At 58.7% G+C, this 15,122-nt stretch carries 19 protein-coding genes; 18 read left to right on the forward strand and 1 reads right to left on the reverse strand.

Annotation, left to right across the window (positions count from 1 at the left end):
* The first annotated feature begins 167 nt into the window (after positions 1-167).
* The 6 genes from MESS4_RS14280 to MESS4_RS14305 all read left to right on the forward strand — a co-directional run bounded on the left by MESS4_RS14280 (position 168) and on the right by MESS4_RS14305 (position 4,562).
* The gene (locus tag MESS4_RS14280) at positions 168-725 is read left to right on the forward strand and encodes a CDP-alcohol phosphatidyltransferase family protein (RefSeq protein ID WP_006331905.1); all 558 of its coding nucleotides are present in this window, start codon (positions 168-170) and stop codon (positions 723-725) included.
* Positions 697-1,884, forward strand: coding sequence for an AI-2E family transporter (locus MESS4_RS14285; protein ID WP_006331906.1), 1,188 nt, complete (start codon positions 697-699; stop codon positions 1,882-1,884). Before MESS4_RS14280 ends, MESS4_RS14285 begins: the two co-directional genes overlap by 29 nt.
* A 5-nt stretch (positions 1,885-1,889) precedes the next feature.
* Complete coding sequence (gene hdaA / locus MESS4_RS14290) at positions 1,890-2,594, forward strand: DnaA regulatory inactivator HdaA (RefSeq protein ID WP_006331908.1); 705 nt, start codon at positions 1,890-1,892, stop codon at positions 2,592-2,594.
* A 410-nt stretch (positions 2,595-3,004) separates the two neighbouring features.
* A complete protein-coding gene (locus MESS4_RS14295) occupies positions 3,005-3,442 on the forward strand; it encodes a helix-turn-helix transcriptional regulator (RefSeq protein WP_006331910.1) in 438 nt (145 codons plus the stop codon).
* Between the two features lie 164 nt (positions 3,443-3,606).
* Complete coding sequence (locus MESS4_RS14300) at positions 3,607-3,942, forward strand: hypothetical protein (protein WP_006331912.1); 336 nt, start codon at positions 3,607-3,609, stop codon at positions 3,940-3,942.
* Positions 3,939-4,562 carry a hypothetical protein gene (locus MESS4_RS14305; RefSeq protein ID WP_006331917.1) on the forward strand — a complete coding sequence of 208 codons (624 nt, stop codon included), beginning with the start codon at positions 3,939-3,941 and terminating at the stop codon, positions 4,560-4,562. Before MESS4_RS14300 ends, MESS4_RS14305 begins: the two co-directional genes overlap by 4 nt.
* Before the next feature lie 149 nt (positions 4,563-4,711).
* On the opposite strand, the gene MESS4_RS14310 is transcribed toward MESS4_RS14305, so the two are convergent.
* On the reverse strand, positions 4,712-4,972 hold the full coding sequence (locus MESS4_RS14310; protein WP_006331919.1) for a hypothetical protein: 261 nt from the start codon (positions 4,970-4,972) through the stop codon (positions 4,712-4,714).
* A 96-nt stretch (positions 4,973-5,068) separates the two neighbouring features.
* Here MESS4_RS14310 and MESS4_RS14315 point away from each other — a divergent pair, with 96 nt between their 5' ends.
* The 12 genes from MESS4_RS14315 (at position 5,069) to MESS4_RS14380 (ending at position 15,112) form a co-directional block, all read left to right on the forward strand.
* A complete protein-coding gene (locus MESS4_RS14315; protein ID WP_006331920.1) occupies positions 5,069-6,427 on the forward strand; it encodes an SNF2-related protein in 1,359 nt (452 codons plus the stop codon).
* A gap of 82 nt (positions 6,428-6,509) precedes the next feature.
* On the forward strand, positions 6,510-7,187 hold the full coding sequence (locus tag MESS4_RS14320; RefSeq protein ID WP_006331921.1) for a hypothetical protein: 678 nt from the start codon (positions 6,510-6,512) through the stop codon (positions 7,185-7,187).
* 53 nt (positions 7,188-7,240) lie between these two features.
* On the forward strand, positions 7,241-7,984 hold the full coding sequence (locus tag MESS4_RS14325; protein WP_006331922.1) for a 5'-3' exonuclease: 744 nt from the start codon (positions 7,241-7,243) through the stop codon (positions 7,982-7,984).
* The gene (locus MESS4_RS14330; protein WP_006331923.1) at positions 7,981-8,190 is read left to right on the forward strand and encodes a hypothetical protein; all 210 of its coding nucleotides are present in this window, start codon (positions 7,981-7,983) and stop codon (positions 8,188-8,190) included. The genes MESS4_RS14325 and MESS4_RS14330 overlap by 4 nt, the downstream gene beginning before the upstream one ends.
* Positions 8,187-10,850 carry a DNA polymerase gene (locus MESS4_RS14335; RefSeq protein WP_006331924.1) on the forward strand — a complete coding sequence of 888 codons (2,664 nt, stop codon included), beginning with the start codon at positions 8,187-8,189 and terminating at the stop codon, positions 10,848-10,850. The genes MESS4_RS14330 and MESS4_RS14335 overlap by 4 nt, the downstream gene beginning before the upstream one ends.
* Positions 10,851-11,254: 404 nt before the next feature.
* Positions 11,255-11,497: a hypothetical protein gene (locus MESS4_RS14350; protein ID WP_006331926.1), complete on the forward strand. Its 243-nt coding sequence runs from the start codon at positions 11,255-11,257 to the stop codon at positions 11,495-11,497.
* On the forward strand, positions 11,494-11,676 hold the full coding sequence (locus MESS4_RS14355) for a hypothetical protein (protein ID WP_006331927.1): 183 nt from the start codon (positions 11,494-11,496) through the stop codon (positions 11,674-11,676). Before MESS4_RS14350 ends, MESS4_RS14355 begins: the two co-directional genes overlap by 4 nt.
* Entirely contained in the window at positions 11,673-12,764 is a 1,092-nt protein-coding gene (locus tag MESS4_RS14360; protein WP_006331928.1) for a hypothetical protein, read from the forward strand. The genes MESS4_RS14355 and MESS4_RS14360 overlap by 4 nt, the downstream gene beginning before the upstream one ends.
* Positions 12,764-13,015 (forward strand): hypothetical protein, encoded by a 252-nt coding sequence (locus MESS4_RS14365; RefSeq protein WP_006331929.1) that lies wholly within the window; start codon positions 12,764-12,766, stop codon positions 13,013-13,015. Before MESS4_RS14360 ends, MESS4_RS14365 begins: the two co-directional genes overlap by 1 nt.
* Positions 13,012-13,419: a hypothetical protein gene (locus tag MESS4_RS14370; RefSeq protein WP_006331930.1), complete on the forward strand. Its 408-nt coding sequence runs from the start codon at positions 13,012-13,014 to the stop codon at positions 13,417-13,419. Before MESS4_RS14365 ends, MESS4_RS14370 begins: the two co-directional genes overlap by 4 nt.
* Positions 13,419-14,135 (forward strand): metallophosphoesterase, encoded by a 717-nt coding sequence (locus MESS4_RS14375; protein ID WP_006331935.1) that lies wholly within the window; start codon positions 13,419-13,421, stop codon positions 14,133-14,135. The genes MESS4_RS14370 and MESS4_RS14375 overlap by 1 nt, the downstream gene beginning before the upstream one ends.
* Entirely contained in the window at positions 14,135-15,112 is a 978-nt protein-coding gene (locus MESS4_RS14380; RefSeq protein WP_006331936.1) for an FAD-dependent thymidylate synthase, read from the forward strand. Before MESS4_RS14375 ends, MESS4_RS14380 begins: the two co-directional genes overlap by 1 nt.
* Positions 15,113-15,122: the final 10 nt, after the last annotated feature.

The raw sequence follows: 15,122 nt of genomic DNA on the forward strand, positions 1-15,122 counted from the left end.
CATCACGTTTCCTGCTCGTACGCGGGCTATTCGCATGAACGGCAGCGGCCCGCAAGGATGACGCACGAATGCGGCAGTTTTGCCCCCGGATAAAAGCGGGGCTTCTCCCTTGCGCCGCCCCCTGATCTCCATCATGTATCAACCAGTAAAAGCGACGGGACATCGCCTTGACCATCCCCAACATGATCACGATCATGCGCTTCGTGCTGGTGCCGGCCGTGGTGCTGGCGATGCTCAACATGCGCTGGGACTGGGCCTTTGCCGGCTTTCTCGTCGCCGGCATTTCCGACGGCGTCGACGGCTTCATCGCCCGCCATTTCAACCAGCATTCGCAGCTTGGCGCCTATCTCGACCCGATGGCCGACAAATTGCTTCTGGTCTCGGTGTTCGTCGTCATGGGCTTCATCGGCGAGCTGCCGCTGTGGCTGGTGGTGATGATGGTGTCGCGCGATGCGCTGATCGTTTTCGCCGTGCTGTTGTCCAGCGTCATGAGCCATCCGGTCGAGATGAAGCCGCTGTTCGTGTCGAAGGCCAACACCGCCATCCAGATCGTGCTGGCGGCCGTGGTGCTGGGCGAGCTCGCCTTCGGCATTAACCTCGACCCGCTGAGGCCGGCGCTCATAATCCTGTCCGGGGTCTTGACCGTGGCTTCGGCCGCGGCCTATCTCGTGGCTTGGCTGAGGCATATGAGCGGCTATGGCGAAGGCTCCACACCGGGCACCTGACGATGAAGCCGCCAAGGAGGCGGCCGCCGATTATGCAGCGTCTGCCGCATTCCGCCGGCAGATCTTCTTCTGGCTGGCGACCGCCGTCCTGCTGGCGCTGTTCCTTTATGTCTTCAGCGACATCCTGTTGCCCTTCGTCGCCGGCATGGTGCTGGCCTATTTCCTGGATCCCGTCGCCGACCGGCTGCAGCGGCTCGGCCTGTCGCGCCTCATGGCGACGGTGGTCATCCTCATTGCCTTCATTGTCGTTCTGGTGCTGGCCTTCGTCATCCTGGTTCCGGTGCTGGCCTCGCAGATGGCCGATTTCGCCAGCAAGTTGCCGGAATATCTGACCCGGCTGCAGTCGCTGATCACCAGCTTCGATCCGCAATGGCTGGAACAGAAATTCGGCGTCGACGCCAATGGCCTGCGCGACGGGCTGAACTCATTGCTCACCTCGGGTTTCGGGCTGCTTACGACGGTGTTCACCTCGATCTGGAGTTCCGGCGTGGCGCTGGTATCGGTGGTCAGCCTGTTCGTGGTGACGCCTGTTGTGGCTTTCTACATGCTGCTCGACTGGGACCGCATGGTGGCGATCGTCGACAGTTGGGTGCCGCGTGACTATGTCAAGACTGTCAGGACGATCGCCAACGATATCAACACCGCCACCGCCGGTTTCGTGCGCGGCCAGGGCACGCTCTGCCTGGTGCTGGGCGCCATGTACGCCACCGGCCTGACACTGACCGGACTGAACTTCGCCATCCTCATCGGCCTGTTCGCCGGGCTGATCTCCTTCATCCCCTATGTCGGCTCGCTGACCGGGCTGGTGCTGGCCGTCGGCGTCGCCTTCGTCCAGTTCTGGCCCGACTGGACCATGGTGGCGGCGGTGGCCGGCGTGTTCTTCGTCGGCCAGTTCATCGAGGGCAACATCCTGCAGCCGCGGCTTGTCGGCAAAAGCGTTGGCCTGCATCCGGTGTGGCTGATGTTCGCGCTGTTTGCCTTTGGCGCGTTGTTCGGCTTCGTCGGCCTGCTGATCGCGGTGCCGGCTTCCGCGGCGGTCGCCGTTCTGGTGCGCTTTGCGATTGCCCGCTATCTCGAATCGCCGCTCTACAAGGGGCACGGCACCGAGCCTGTTCCGCCGCTGCCGCCCAGCCGCCGCAGAGGGGCGCCGCGCGGCTGAGAGCGATGACCGACAACAAGATCGATCCGCCACGCCAGTTGCCGCTCGATCTCGGCCACGGCACCGGCTATTCGCGCGATGATCTCGTCGTCTCCGGCACCAACAGCCAGGCGGTGGCGCTGGTCGACCGCTGGCCGGACTGGCCCTCGCCAGTGGTGGTGCTGGCCGGACCTGCCGGTTCGGGCAAGACGCATCTGGCCTCCATCTGGCAGGCCCGTGCCGGCGCGGTGACGGTCGATGCCGGCCGCATCGGCGGTTGCATCGCCGATCTCGGCGCCCGCCCGGCCTTGATCGACGATGTCGATGCCCGCCCCGTCGATGAGGAGGGGCTGTTCCACCTGATCAATGCGGTGCGCGGCGCCCATTCGACCCTGCTGTTGACCGCGCGGCGCTTCCCATCCGCCTGGGGTGTCCGGCTGCCCGATCTTGCCTCGCGGCTGAAGACGGCGGCGACGGTCGAGATCGACGAACCCGACGACCTGCTTCTCGCCGGCGTCATCACCAAGCTGTTCGCCGACCGCCAGATCGAGGTCGAGCCGCATGTCGTGCAATATCTGGTGCGGCGCATCGAGCGCTCGCTGGCGACCGCCATGCGCGTGGTGGAGCGCTTGGATCGCTCGGCGCTCGAACGCAAGACGCCGATCACAAGAGCGCTTGCCGGCGAGACCGTCAGCGCCATGGACGAGGGGCAGGGTGAGCTCGATATTTAGGTGGCGGAAAACTCCTTCTTCCCTGAGGAGAGGGAAAGGGGCAGCAGCCGCTGTCCCATTTTGGGAAAAATAGCTGGCATCCATCTTGCAAATACCAGCTTGCCGGCTAATCCCGGTCCTGATGCGTATCAAATCAGGTTGTAGGCTCGCCGGGGGATGGCTTGGGGTTTTCGCCCGGCGAGCTTGCCTTCAGACAGGTCCGATTCCGGGGCATTCGAGATTGGATGGTCGGAGTGGAGAGATTCGAACTCCCGACCCTCTGGTCCCAAATCAGACTACCGATCTGGACTAAGCTGTTGTTTTCAATACGATTTTCTCAGTTTCGACGCTGCGTTTAGCGGCAATAGCTCCTGTGTTTGGCTGTCTTCGACGACACACTCCAGGGCACAGAGACAGAGAAGCTCATAAAAATGGCAGACAACTTAGAGTGGCATGGCAAAGCCATACAAGACCTTGAGACCACCGATCTTTCCTACGCCCAACTGGCCAAGAAATATGGTCGATCGCGAGACACCATCATCAAGCTGGCCCGGCTCCATAATGTGCTGCGACGAATTCCTGTGACGAAGGGTGCTCGACGCGCTATCGACATGAAGGAGCTGTCTCCGCAGCATAGGGCGCTCGGCACCCGCCTGACGATCTTCCGGGAGAACCGCAACTACACTGAGGCCGCAGCCATCATCGGCGTCAGCCGCCATGTGCTCAAGTACATGGAGCTTGGCTGCTACGACTTCACGCTAACCCAGCTCAACCGGATATCCGAACTTCTGGGAGCGACCTTCGTCGAACTGACGACACCGTTCCGGATGAGCACACCAAGGGGAGGACCAACGGTGAGACATGATTGACAGGTACAAGGACTACTTTCGGATCGTCACGACCTACCACCAATCCGACCCGGAGAAGCGCCCCGCCATGTTGGCGGGGTTTGTGTTTTCGAACTCAATTTCGCACCCGGACCCATTCACGCGGGGCAAGATCGCCCACTTCTACGCAACGGAGTCACTTCGTCATGCAGCAAAATCTAAAAGTCCAGGATAACATCGTCGGCGAGTTGCTCGCCATCGAGGCCAAGCTCAGTCCGCTGGAAGCCCGCAAGGAGGAACTGAAGGAAGCCCTCCGGGGTTTCGGCGCGACCAGCTACACAATCGGTGGCATTGGCACGGTCGCAGTCTCGCAGCCTTCGGTCTCGATGAAGACCGGCACCAAGCTGACAGTCGACAGCGCCGTCGTACCGCTGCTGTCGCCGGCGACACTCGCTGAGGTGTTCAGCAAGAAGCTCCTCGTTACCGAGGACATCATGTCCCGCGCCGCGAAGTCCCGCGTCGAGATCAAGCTGGTAGCATGATCCAGGTCGCCCACTACGGTCTGCACTGGATCGAGGGCGACATCGCCCTCCTAGTCCAGCAGGATCGTGTGGATCACATCCTGGGTGTGCAGATGGACTTCGAGATCAAGGTCACGCCACCACGGCGGCATGCCTTCACCTGTCCCCACGACATCTTCCTGGATCAGGTCCTCGACGGGGCCTTGCCCGACGATCCGCTCGTCAACGCTTTCTTGCCAATCCCGAAGGTGCTGGGTGAGAAGGCCCTGTTCGTCGAGGACACGGTCGCCAACAAGACACTGGTCCACGAGCTGCTGCGGCTGTCGCACCCCAGAGCGTCGGCCGCGATGGCGGCGCTGTGGATGTATCGGTCGGAAGTCTTCTCGACCCTGCTGAACCTCACGAACCTCCAACCGCTGGTAGTCTTCGGCTACCGGCAAGAACTGCAAATGGCCCTGTCCAAGCTCCTGGAGGCCGCGATGTTTTCTCCCCGACGCCTGATCTTCATGGGTCCGCAATGGACCGTGCTTCGACAGGAGGCCGAGCGAGTCCACTCGCTGGTCCAGATTGAACATGTGGCTCACCTCCCACTCGAACAGATCGGAGCCGGCGTGCTCCGCAAGAGGATGATGAAACGATGAACACCGACGAGGTACTCAAAAAGGTCTTGGCTTATGGTGAGGCCCGAAGAACGAATACCACGGTCCCGGCTTTATCCTGCTCATGGATGAGGAAGATCGGCAGACCGTGGTCCGTGAACTGGGCGACAGCGTGGTCAGTGCCAACCCGTTCAAGACTCTCGTGGGCTCTTAGGCCTCTTGATGTACATGCCGGGGTTGAACTTGCCTTGGCCATCCGTCAGCGCGTCCTTCAACCTCGGCGGGCAGTAGCCCAGATCAAATAGCTTCTGCAATGTCGATGCCAGGTTCGCGATTATGTCGCGCGCCTCATCGAAGTTCTTTGCCATCTCTGCCTCTCGCTGTTCGGCGAGGGCCTTCTCTCGCTGTGCTTGAAGCTCGGCGATCTTGGCATCGATCTCACTCAGTTTCATAGGAAAGGCTCCCTCATGTTGGACGCCCTCGATACACCGACTCTGCGTGATGATCAAGTCGCGGACCTTTCCTATTACATGCGACAGGACAGGTGCATGAACTTGTCCGACCCTGGCGCCGGCAAGACCCCGTCGGTCGTCGTGTACCAGTGGTATCTCTGGAGCGAGCTTCAGGTTGGCAGTTGCTGGACCATGCCCAAGCGTCTGCTGAAGAAGAACAAGCGAGAAATCCTCCGCTTCACCGGCTTCAAGGATGAGGATGTCGTCATCGTCGACGGCACCACCAAACAGGTTGCGAAGCAGATGGCGTCCGGTGCCAAGGTCTTCCTGATGGGTTTCCGGAGGTTCACGCTGTCGTGGAAGCAGATGCCCTCATTCGTCAAGGCCCTCCAGGTCGACGAGTTTCACATGGGCTTCAAGAACGCCAACACAGCAGCGACCTTGGCTCTGTTCGATGCCATGCAGTTCCACTTCAAATACTTCCTGCCGATGACCGGCACGATCATCGACGGCAAGCTGACCTCAGCCTACCCGGCGATCCACATTATCGAACCTCGCTACTACCCATCGGCTGAGGCCTTCGAATACCAGCATGCCATTAAGGACTACGACGGCAAGATAATTGGCTGGCAGGGTCACAAGAAGCTGTCGGAAATCTTCGGCCGGCATGCCATTCGCAGGACGTTCCGATCGATCTTCGGTGATCAGGACCCTGTCATCATCCCCGAGGTGGTGGCGATGAACCCCCGACAGCGGGAGATGTACGACAAGTTCCACGACGAGGCCGTGCTCGAACTGGAGAAGTTCTATCTCGACGGCACCCAGCCAGGTGTCGCCTTCCTTCGAGCCCGGCAGCTCATGGAACATCCGAACGAGTTCCCCGATCTTACCAGTCCCGGCAAGTTCATCGACATCATGCAGGGCGAGGCCCCCGGCAAGGAGGATTTGTTCCAGATCCATTTGGAGGACCACGTCAACACCGGCAAGCCGATGATCGTCTTCTCCTCGATGGTGCCTCAACATCGCCGGCTCGCCACCATGCTGGACAAAGCCGGTCGCCGATACGCGGTCATCAATGGCAGCACTTCGATGAAGGAAGGCGACGAGGCCGATCTCGCGTTCCAGAACGGAGAGCTTGACGACATCATCTGCTCTCCACTGTGCGCCGCTGTCGGCTTCAACTGGCAGTTCTGCGGCAAGCAGGAACTGGATCACATGATCTTCATGGCCATGGACTTCAGGGACACTGCCTTCACCCAAGGTGTTCAACGAGGGATCAGGGGTAAACGGAACACACCACTCCGGGTCTCGGTCCTCGAATATGAGGACAGCGTCGACCAACATGTCCTTGGCATTGTCTATCGCAAGAGCGTCGATGCTCACAAGGTCGATCCAACCAAACCCATCCTGCAACTGTCCGGATACCAGAAGGATTACTCAATGAAGGACTACTAATAGACTAAGCGTCAAAGGCCCTCGAAACTACCAGCGACGACACCACCTTAGTGTCGTTCAACTGTTCAAAGGAAACTATCAAATGTCAAGTATCGAAGACGCAATCAATGCCGCCAAGGCCGCTGCTGCTGCCGCTCCCTCGGAAGCAAACGCAAACCTCGGCGGTGACCAGGTTGCCAACTACCAGTCGCCGGGTCTCCCGGCACAACGCGGCCCCGCCCTTGGGGTCGACGACATGCTCGGCGGTTCCATCAACGTGGACGCCTGGCTGAAGGTCAATGAGTACGGCCTTCAGATCGGCGCCGACACCACGCTGTTCGAAAGCGTGGATGCCATCCTCGACCTCTCCGAAATCGCGTATTGCTACTCGGTGCGCTACGGCAATCCGGCGACTTACGAGAAGACTTACGACCGTGTCTCCAACGCTCGCGGTGGTGGCTCGTGGTTCGACACCTTGGCGAAAGCCCAGCGTATCGATCCGAAGGCCGGCGAGTTCCGCTCGGCTGATATCCCCTTCACTGTGGTCGGTGACTACAAGAACAAGAAGGGCGATCTGCTGATCGAGGACGGCAAGACGCTGGGCCATTCGATCTCCATGACCGGTTGGAAATCGTTTCAGAAATTTATCCGAGACATCTCCGGGAAGGGCATCGACATTCGCAACGCCAAGGTCGCTCTAAAGATCGGCTACAACGTCGAGAAGAACACCAAGGGAACTTGGGGAACGCTTCTGTTCAGCGACGTGGCTGTGGTTGTCTAGTCCGGACTAAGGGGAGGCCTTGTGCCTCCCCCTTCCTTTTGTAGGAGGCTTTCATGAAAATCTATGATGCGAATAACTACGTACGCCGGGTGTTAGAAACGGACATCACGGGCTTGGCCCCTAGGACTATCCTCAACACCGTAGATCAGGCTCGCGACACGGTCCTCTTTGTGTGGGACGGCCTCGGTGGGAATTCCAAACGCCGTGAGATTTACCCAGAGTACAAGCGCGGTCGACCACCAATGAAGAAAGACATCTTCGCTGGCTTCGATATGGTGGAAGAGACGCTCAAGCATAGCGCCGCCATCCAGGTCAAGCTCCCAGGCTTCGAGGCTGATGATGTCATCGCCGCACTGACGAGGCACTACGCTAAGGCCGGCGACCAGATTTCGATCTACAGCACCGACATGGATTTCCTCCAGTTGACTGGAGAGTTCCCGAAGAACGTGTTCTGCGGCTGCAACCCTAAGGTCGATCCGAAGCTGGTCACCTACTACAAGGTCTGCGTTGGAGATACCTCAGATAACATCCCAGGCATTAAGGGTTTCGGAGAGAAGACCTGGGATGAGACCGACAAGGGCCTGCTCAAGGCTTGGGTCGACGACATCCTCACGAAGAGAGTGGTCCGAGACATTGGCCTGCCCGGTCGGGTGAAGGTAGATATTGACGCCATGATCGTCTGGAGCAAGATCATAAACTTCCTCCCGGTCCCACTCTCTCTGATCTCCGAGCACATGACGGTCGGCAAGCCCAACTACGACGCCGCAGATAACTACCTCAAACAATGGTTCCTATGATGCGCTACGTCTTAGAATACGTGCGGGTTCACCCGCAGCAGAAGCAGTACTTCTTCAGCCGCTACATGGGCCGTGCCATGTGGTCCGATACCACTGCCGACGCGCAGCGCTGGTGGACCCAGAAGGGCGCCGAGGAGGCGCTGCGAGTTCTCCCCAAGAGTGAGAAGCAGCACCTGATGGTCAGCAAGGTAGGGATATTCGGATGACCGTAAAGAGCCAGCTCCTCGACGCCACCAACTTCGAACAGCACGCCTTTGGCCTGATCTCCAAGATCAAGGTTGCGACGTTCGTTGGATTGGATACCGAAACACAGGACTCCAACCGGCACGAGGGGCTGAACACTTACTGCAAGTACAATCCGAAGACCGGCAAGAAGGCCGAGAACACCAAGATGGTGTTCGACATCCGCCGAACGGTGATGACCGGCTTCTCGATCTGGGTCGAGGGCGATGACACAGCCTATTATGTCAACCTCAACCACGCCGACATCGAGAACCGCATCCCTTGGTCAAAAGCCAAAATCCTGCTCGATGCCCTGCCGGCAGAGAGTTTCTGGGTAGCGCACAACGCTGCCTACGAGTTGACGGTCTTCAAGGCCTGCTACGATCTCGACATCCCGAATTACATCTGCACCTTGCAGTTGGCGGTGTCAGCATTCGGCCCTGACGAATACCATCTCAACGATTTCATTCGAGCCGGGCAGGGCGAGATCAGGAAGCTGATCCCCTCGCTGTTGCAGGAGTCCCGCTACTACGATCCGGCCAAGGGTAACGATCTGCCGCCGGCCCTTGCCGACGTGGTCTACAAGATCATAGGCAAAGCCTCGACCTCGACGTTCTCCTACAACGGCTTCGTCAAGGACATCGCCTACAGCTACGGCTTGAAGAAGCTGGTCAAGGCCTTCTTCCAACACCAGATGACGACCTTCCAGGAGGTTCTTGGCGACAAAGTACACATGGGTGAGCTGACTGGCGCCGAGGTTTGCGCCTACGGTTCCGACGACGCCTACTGGGCTGTCCGGTTGTTCCGTCGCCTCATGGAGTACATGGCGAAGAACTGCCCCGCGACGATCCCGACCTTCTTCTCGCAAGAGAACCCGATGGTCCAGAAGTTCTCGAACATCTGGATCGGCGGCATGGTGGTCAACACGACCAACGTCTTTGCTCGTCGTGATCTCGAACGTTCGGAGATGGCCAACATCCTTCGCAAGATGAAGGTCACTGTCCGAAAAATGCTGCCTTTTTCGGACACACCAAGCGCCGTACTGCGGGACGAGAAGTGGTATCAGCCGAAGTACCGTGAGCAGATCATCGCCTGGGCTGCAATGCCCGACAGCGATGACGACTTCACCCAGTGCCAGCAGGTTCGCGGGCCGGTGTCGAATGCCTGGGGAGACGGCCGGAACACCGGCCCTAACTTCTCGCACTACATGCCGATGAGGGTGCTGCTCTACGACCTGATCAACACCAAGGCCATCCGGTCTGAGGGGAAGATCCAGTCGGACGGCGAAGCCAGGGGTAAACTGAAAGACAGGCTCAGAGAGAACGCCGACGCGGTGGCGATCATCGACGCCATCAACGAGATCGCAGGGGTCGAGCAGCGGATGAAGCTGTACCTGACGCCTTACACCCAACTGATGGACCCTGAGACGGGCAAGATGTACCCGCTGGTTTCGTCCATGCTCGCCACCCGGCGCATGGCAGGCTCCGTCCCGAACGTCATGCAGCTCGCGAAGCGAGGGGAGTCGACTTATGTACGCGGCTTCTTCGAACCCGATTATGCGGACCACGTCCTTGTCTCCATTGACTGGTCCGGTATTGAGCTTGTCGAGATTGGAGACTTCTCAGCTGACCCCGAATTCATCAAAGCCTTCGGACAAATCCCTCATCAAGATCTTCATGCTGGCGCAGCTGCGGACATTCTCTCCGTCGATGTCCCAGGCCTCACAGAGGATATTTTCAAGAGCCTGAAGGACTTCAAGAGCGAAGAGGAATTCGTCGAACATTATGGCCAGGACATGGCCAACACCAACCGGCTCTTCACCGACCTGAAGGGCCAGGACCTGTCCATCGACAAGGCCTACAAATACTGGCGTACCGAAGTCGGCAAGGGTGCCAACTTCAACTATTGGTACTCGGGCTTCCTCGGCACCATCGGTGAGCGGATGGGCTGGTCGACCGAGAAGACTGGCAAGGCGACCGAACGCTACCGCGAGCGGTTCCATGTTGCCGAGCGTTGGCGGACAGACCTGATCGCAGAGGTGCAGCAGAACGGGTTCATCACCCTACCTGATGGCCACCGCCGCGTCCGGTTCGAAGCGACCCACCTTTGGAACGACTATTTCTGCAGCAAGTTCCAATACCCGGTCGACAGGGACGACGACCAGCTGACGAAGTTCAATTCCATCATCAGCTGGATCGCTCGCAAGATCCAGAAGCGAGCCCACAACCAAGCGGTCAACGCCTACATTCAGGGCTCCTGCGCCACCATCGCCAAGCGCTCGATCATCCGGATCGACAACTGGAAGGCGGATCAGGGCTGGGCCGATAGGGAAGCTCGCTTCCTCATGCCCATCCACGACGAGCTTCTCTACTCAGTCCACAAGAGCATAGTTCCCGAGTTCATCAACGGCGCTCGCGGGATCATGATCGACCACCCCGACATGTTCCGACATTGCATGCTGGACGCAAGTCCATCGATTGGTCTGACCTTCGAGCCCTGGAACCCCAAGAACGCATCGCTCGGACAGTTAGAGTTGTACGAAATGCCTGAGATCGGCATCGGAACTCCTGGTGGAAGAGCGTCTGACGATGATGTCCGAGGGGCTGTCGAATACCTCTTCGACCAACGCAGGCTGGCTGCATGATCACACATGCAGAACTTCTGGAGCGGCTCCACTACGATCCGCTCACGGGATTATTCACCTGGCTAGTTTCAAGCCGTCCTGGTTGGGTTGGAAAGATAGCGGGAAGCCAGCACAGTCAAGGCTATTGGCACATTCGTATCAGAGGCCACCTGTACCTCGCTCACCAGTCGTATCCTCAACCTCCGTGAGGCCACCCAAAGCCAGAACAAGCTGAACGTTGGCCCGCGAAAGGACAACAAGTCTGGTTTCAAAGGCGTCCACCTCGACAAGGGCACACAGAAGTTCATCGCCCAAATCCAGGTCAAGGGACGAAAGACGAACCTTGGCTACTACGAAACGCCCATCGAGGCGAGTGAGGCTTACCGGTTGGGATCACTCAAATTAGCAGGAGAGTTTGCAAGACAATGAGCATCCGTATTCGAACCATCAACGGAACAACGGTCGCACTCTGTGCTGCCGAGACCGACCCTGCGGTCGGTGACATCTATCTGGATGACACCATGCACCACGCCTTGGCGGCAAAGTTCGCCCAAGACTGGGAGGGCCAGGAGGTCAACTGGGAATACCACCCCGAGTGGCAAACGATGGCGACCCAAAAGTTGCGTGATGCTGAAACGGAACTACGAGCTTGGAGTGACATGCAATGAACAACGTCCCCGGAACTGAGCGAGAGTACCTGACCAACAACATGGTCTCTCCACCCCCACCTCCATCCTCAACCCGCGCCCAGAGGCGCCGGCAACTTGCCATCTTCAAGGCATCGAAGAAGTTCGACGCCGCCGAGCTGGCCTACCTGAAAAGAGCCATGAAAGGCCTACAAGCATGAACATTATCTCTGACCCAATTTTCAAGCGCGACAGCGTCGGCAACATCCGCACCTGGTTCTTCGAGGTGGATGGCGACAAGTATCGCACCACATCCGGCCTGCTGGAAGGCGCTAAGACCACCACTGCCTACACGGTCTGCACTCCAAAGAGCCAGGAGACCGCTGAGGCCCAGGCTCTGTTCGAGGCCATTGCTGACCAGACCAAGAAGCTGGAGAGGGATTACCACCGCAGCGTCGACGACATCGACACACCGCTGATGTTCAAGCCGATGCTGGCGCAGGCATATGAAACGGTAAGCTTCCCTTGCTTCGCTCAGCCGAAGCTTGACGGCGTCCGCTGCATCGCCACTGCCAAGGGGTTGTTCTCTCGGCAAGGCAAGCGGTTTCTGGGTGTGCCTCACATCGAGGAAGCCTTGGCTCCTGCGTTTACCAACGACCCTGGTCTGATCCTAGACGGTGAGCTGTACAACCACGATTTCAAAGACGACTTCAACCAGATCGTCTCGATGGTGAAGAAACAGAACCCTACCGCCGGGCAGTTGGCGAAGTCCGCAGAGCTAATCCAGTACCATGTGTACGATTTCCCTTCTGTGCATGGGACTTTTTCGGCTCGACAAAACCACCTTGCTGCACTTGTCTTTGAGGAAATGACAAACAGTCCGATCAAGATTGTTCAGACCCGCGTTGCGGTCGATCAGGCCCACCTCGATGGTCTGTACCTGAACTGGATGGAGGCCGGCTACGAAGGCCAGATGGTTCGCCTAAATGGCCCGTACGAGAACAAGCGTTCGAAGAACCTTCTGAAGCGGAAGGAATTCCAGGACGCGGAGTACCCAGTCTCGCAGATAGGCGAGGGCCTGGGTGACTGGGCTGGCTATGCGAAGTGGGTCGAGTTCATTCTGCCTGGCGACAAGCGCACGGAGAGCGGTGAGCGGCCCAAGGCTGGCATCAAGGGAACGAAGGCGTTCACCAAGGAGCTGCTCGCCCGTCGTGACAGTGTCAAGACGACGAAGATCAAGTTCTTCAACCTGACCCCGGCTGGAATTCCGCGGTTCCCCGTAGCCATCGATTTCGACCGGGTCGACTGATGGCCTTCGGCGCCCGCCAGGAAGATGGCAAATGGCGTCTCTGTCTCCGCAAAGGGCGGACCATCACGCACATGTCATTCAGTGAAGGTCCGCCTGTGGAGATCCAGTTCAAGTCCCAGGTCAAAGCCAAGGCCTGTGCCGACGCCCTCAACGAACAATACTGGAAAGCATTCGAGAAGGCCGAACGAAAGGGAGGCCTTCTTCCCTGCCACGAAGGCATGGTCAACCTAATCAAGGATCACATCACATGAACCAGCACATCACGGTCCCTCTTGTCTTTCAGGCCCCACCTCCCGAACAGATGGCGGCCGATCATCTTCAACGTCGCGTCACACAGTTCCTGGTTGACGCCTTCCCAGAGGACCCGGTTGTCCGTCCCAAGGTCCGCGTCTATCGCTTCCTGGAGGAAGCCATGGAGCTTGCTCAGGCCATGGGTGTGACCCGCTGGCAGGCTTTCAAGCTGCTCTGGTACGTCTTCGGCCGTCCGGTTGGTGACGTGAAGCAGGAGCTGGGTGGCACCGTGTTCACGCTCGTTGGCGTGGCCAACAGCCTGGGCACCAACATCATCCGCGAAGGTCATGCTTCGGTCGACGAAGCCTATGGTCGGATCGACAAGATCAGGGCCAAGAGCAAGACGAAGCCGAGGGCCTGGTGATGGCCAAGTTCTGGGTCCTCTCGGACCTTCACTGTGACCACAAGGGCATTGACCTTCCGATACCGGAGGTCGATGCCGTTCTGTTGGCCGGGGACATTCAAAACGATCGCTTCATCCGCGAGACGGAAGCTTTCTTCGTAGCCGGCAATCATGAGTTCTACGGCCATCCGATGGAGGATCGGAAACAGAAGCTCTCGCAATACCCCGGCTTTCTCGACGACAAGGTTAGTTTCCACAACGGCGTTCGAATCATTGGAGCCACGCTCTGGACGGATTACGAACTGTACGGAATGGACTTCAAACCGCATGCCATGGAGATCGCTGGCCGTTCGATGAACGACCATCGGAAAATCACCTGGAGGAAGGAGCCTTGGGCGCGGTTTCGTCCAATCGAAGCCCGTCTGCTCCACCAGAACTCGCGGTGGTTCATCGAGGCCGCGCTCAAGCTGCCGCACAACGGCCCGACGGTGGTGATGACGCATCACGCCCCACACCGGAAGTCCATCCATGCGAAGTACCGGGACGATATCCTGAACGCTGCATACGTCAGCGATCTGGAAGACCTGATCCTACAGCATGAGCCTGACCTCTGGGTCCACGGCCACGTTCACTCGTCGTTCGACTACCAAGTTGGCAAGACGAGGGTGCTCTGCAATCCTCGTGGCTACGGAGCCGAGAACCCTGATTTCAACCCCTCTCTCATTGTGGAACTTTGATGACCATCAGAGCAACAATCGTCGCCGACTCGATCTCCGACGCCGGCAAACGCATCACGACCATGCAGCTCCGCTACCCACGGTTCATCCACGCCGAGGAGCTGACGCACCGGGTTCTGTCCACGACGCCCGAGGAGATCGTCATCCAGACCATCGCCGATGGGTTGATGTACGACGAGAATCTTTCTCGCAATGCCTCCTCATCGAGGGCGATCCCGGTGAACAAGCTCATCCAAGACGTGCTGGATGACACGGCCAAGCCGATACACTGGGGAAAGAACCAGCCGGGGATGCAAGCTGACGAGGAGCACACCGCTCCTGTTGACGTGGGCTTGGCTCTAGGCTTCCACAGGGTACATGAGGTATCACCGCAAGAAGCATGGCTAATCACACGGAATCAGATGGTCACCATGGCCCGTGCATTCGACGCCGCCGGCTACCACAAGCAGATCGTGAACCGGCTGCTTGAACCTTTCAGCCACATCAACGTGGTGGTCACCGCCACCGAGTGGGCGAACTTCTTCGGCCTGCGGCGCCACAATGGTGCTCAGCCGGAGATCCACGAGCTGGCCGACAAGATGTTTGACGCCATGGAGTACTCGAAGCCGGTGAAACTGTACGAGGGCCAGTGGCACGTCCCCTACGTCCGCGATGACGACAAGGACATCTGGGACTACGGCCTGGCTCATGATCTAGACCTGAAGCCGTTGGCGATCAAGCTCTCGGTCGCACGTTGTGCCCGCGTCTCGTACCTGACCCACGACGGCAAGAAGCCCGACATCGCCAGCGACCTGGCTCTGTATGATCGCTTGGTCGGTTCCGAACCACTCCACGCATCGCCGGCAGAACATCAGGCAACTCCAGATAAGACTTTCTTGCGTGGGTCTGAGCCCGAATTCGAACAGCCTAATCTCCACGGCAACTTCATTGGTTGGGTCCAGTATCGCAAGACCCTTCCAAATGAGAACATCCAATAGACTAGGCTCC

The organism is Mesorhizobium sp. STM 4661, from assembly GCF_000359125.1.
Classification (GTDB): Bacteria; Pseudomonadota; Alphaproteobacteria; order Rhizobiales; family Rhizobiaceae; genus Mesorhizobium.

Excerpts from the sequence above, each read along its gene's own strand:
- MESS4_RS14300 (WP_006331912.1), top strand. The coding sequence starts at position 3,607 with ATGCAGCAAAATCTAAAAGTCCAGGATAACATCGTCGGCGAGTTGCTC.
- MESS4_RS14355 (WP_006331927.1), top strand. The coding sequence starts at position 11,494 with ATGAACAACGTCCCCGGAACTGAGCGAGAGTACCTGACCAACAACATG.
- hdaA (WP_006331908.1), top strand. The coding sequence starts at position 1,890 with ATGACCGACAACAAGATCGATCCGCCACGCCAGTTGCCGCTCGATCTC.
- MESS4_RS14325 (WP_006331922.1), top strand. The coding sequence starts at position 7,241 with ATGAAAATCTATGATGCGAATAACTACGTACGCCGGGTGTTAGAAACG.
- MESS4_RS14315 (WP_006331920.1), top strand. The coding sequence starts at position 5,069 with ATGAACTTGTCCGACCCTGGCGCCGGCAAGACCCCGTCGGTCGTCGTG.
- MESS4_RS14370 (WP_006331930.1), top strand. The coding sequence starts at position 13,012 with ATGAACCAGCACATCACGGTCCCTCTTGTCTTTCAGGCCCCACCTCCC.
- MESS4_RS14310 (WP_006331919.1), bottom strand. The coding sequence starts at position 4,972 with ATGAAACTGAGTGAGATCGATGCCAAGATCGCCGAGCTTCAAGCACAG.
- MESS4_RS14335 (WP_006331924.1), top strand. The coding sequence starts at position 8,187 with ATGACCGTAAAGAGCCAGCTCCTCGACGCCACCAACTTCGAACAGCAC.
- MESS4_RS14350 (WP_006331926.1), top strand. The coding sequence starts at position 11,255 with ATGAGCATCCGTATTCGAACCATCAACGGAACAACGGTCGCACTCTGT.
- MESS4_RS14365 (WP_006331929.1), top strand. The coding sequence starts at position 12,764 with ATGGCCTTCGGCGCCCGCCAGGAAGATGGCAAATGGCGTCTCTGTCTC.
- MESS4_RS14305 (WP_006331917.1), top strand. The coding sequence starts at position 3,939 with ATGATCCAGGTCGCCCACTACGGTCTGCACTGGATCGAGGGCGACATC.
- MESS4_RS14360 (WP_006331928.1), top strand. The coding sequence starts at position 11,673 with ATGAACATTATCTCTGACCCAATTTTCAAGCGCGACAGCGTCGGCAAC.
- MESS4_RS14285 (WP_006331906.1), top strand. The coding sequence starts at position 697 with ATGGCGAAGGCTCCACACCGGGCACCTGACGATGAAGCCGCCAAGGAG.
- MESS4_RS14295 (WP_006331910.1), top strand. The coding sequence starts at position 3,005 with ATGGCAGACAACTTAGAGTGGCATGGCAAAGCCATACAAGACCTTGAG.
- MESS4_RS14330 (WP_006331923.1), top strand. The coding sequence starts at position 7,981 with ATGATGCGCTACGTCTTAGAATACGTGCGGGTTCACCCGCAGCAGAAG.
- MESS4_RS14320 (WP_006331921.1), top strand. The coding sequence starts at position 6,510 with ATGTCAAGTATCGAAGACGCAATCAATGCCGCCAAGGCCGCTGCTGCT.
- MESS4_RS14375 (WP_006331935.1), top strand. The coding sequence starts at position 13,419 with ATGGCCAAGTTCTGGGTCCTCTCGGACCTTCACTGTGACCACAAGGGC.
- MESS4_RS14380 (WP_006331936.1), top strand. The coding sequence starts at position 14,135 with ATGACCATCAGAGCAACAATCGTCGCCGACTCGATCTCCGACGCCGGC.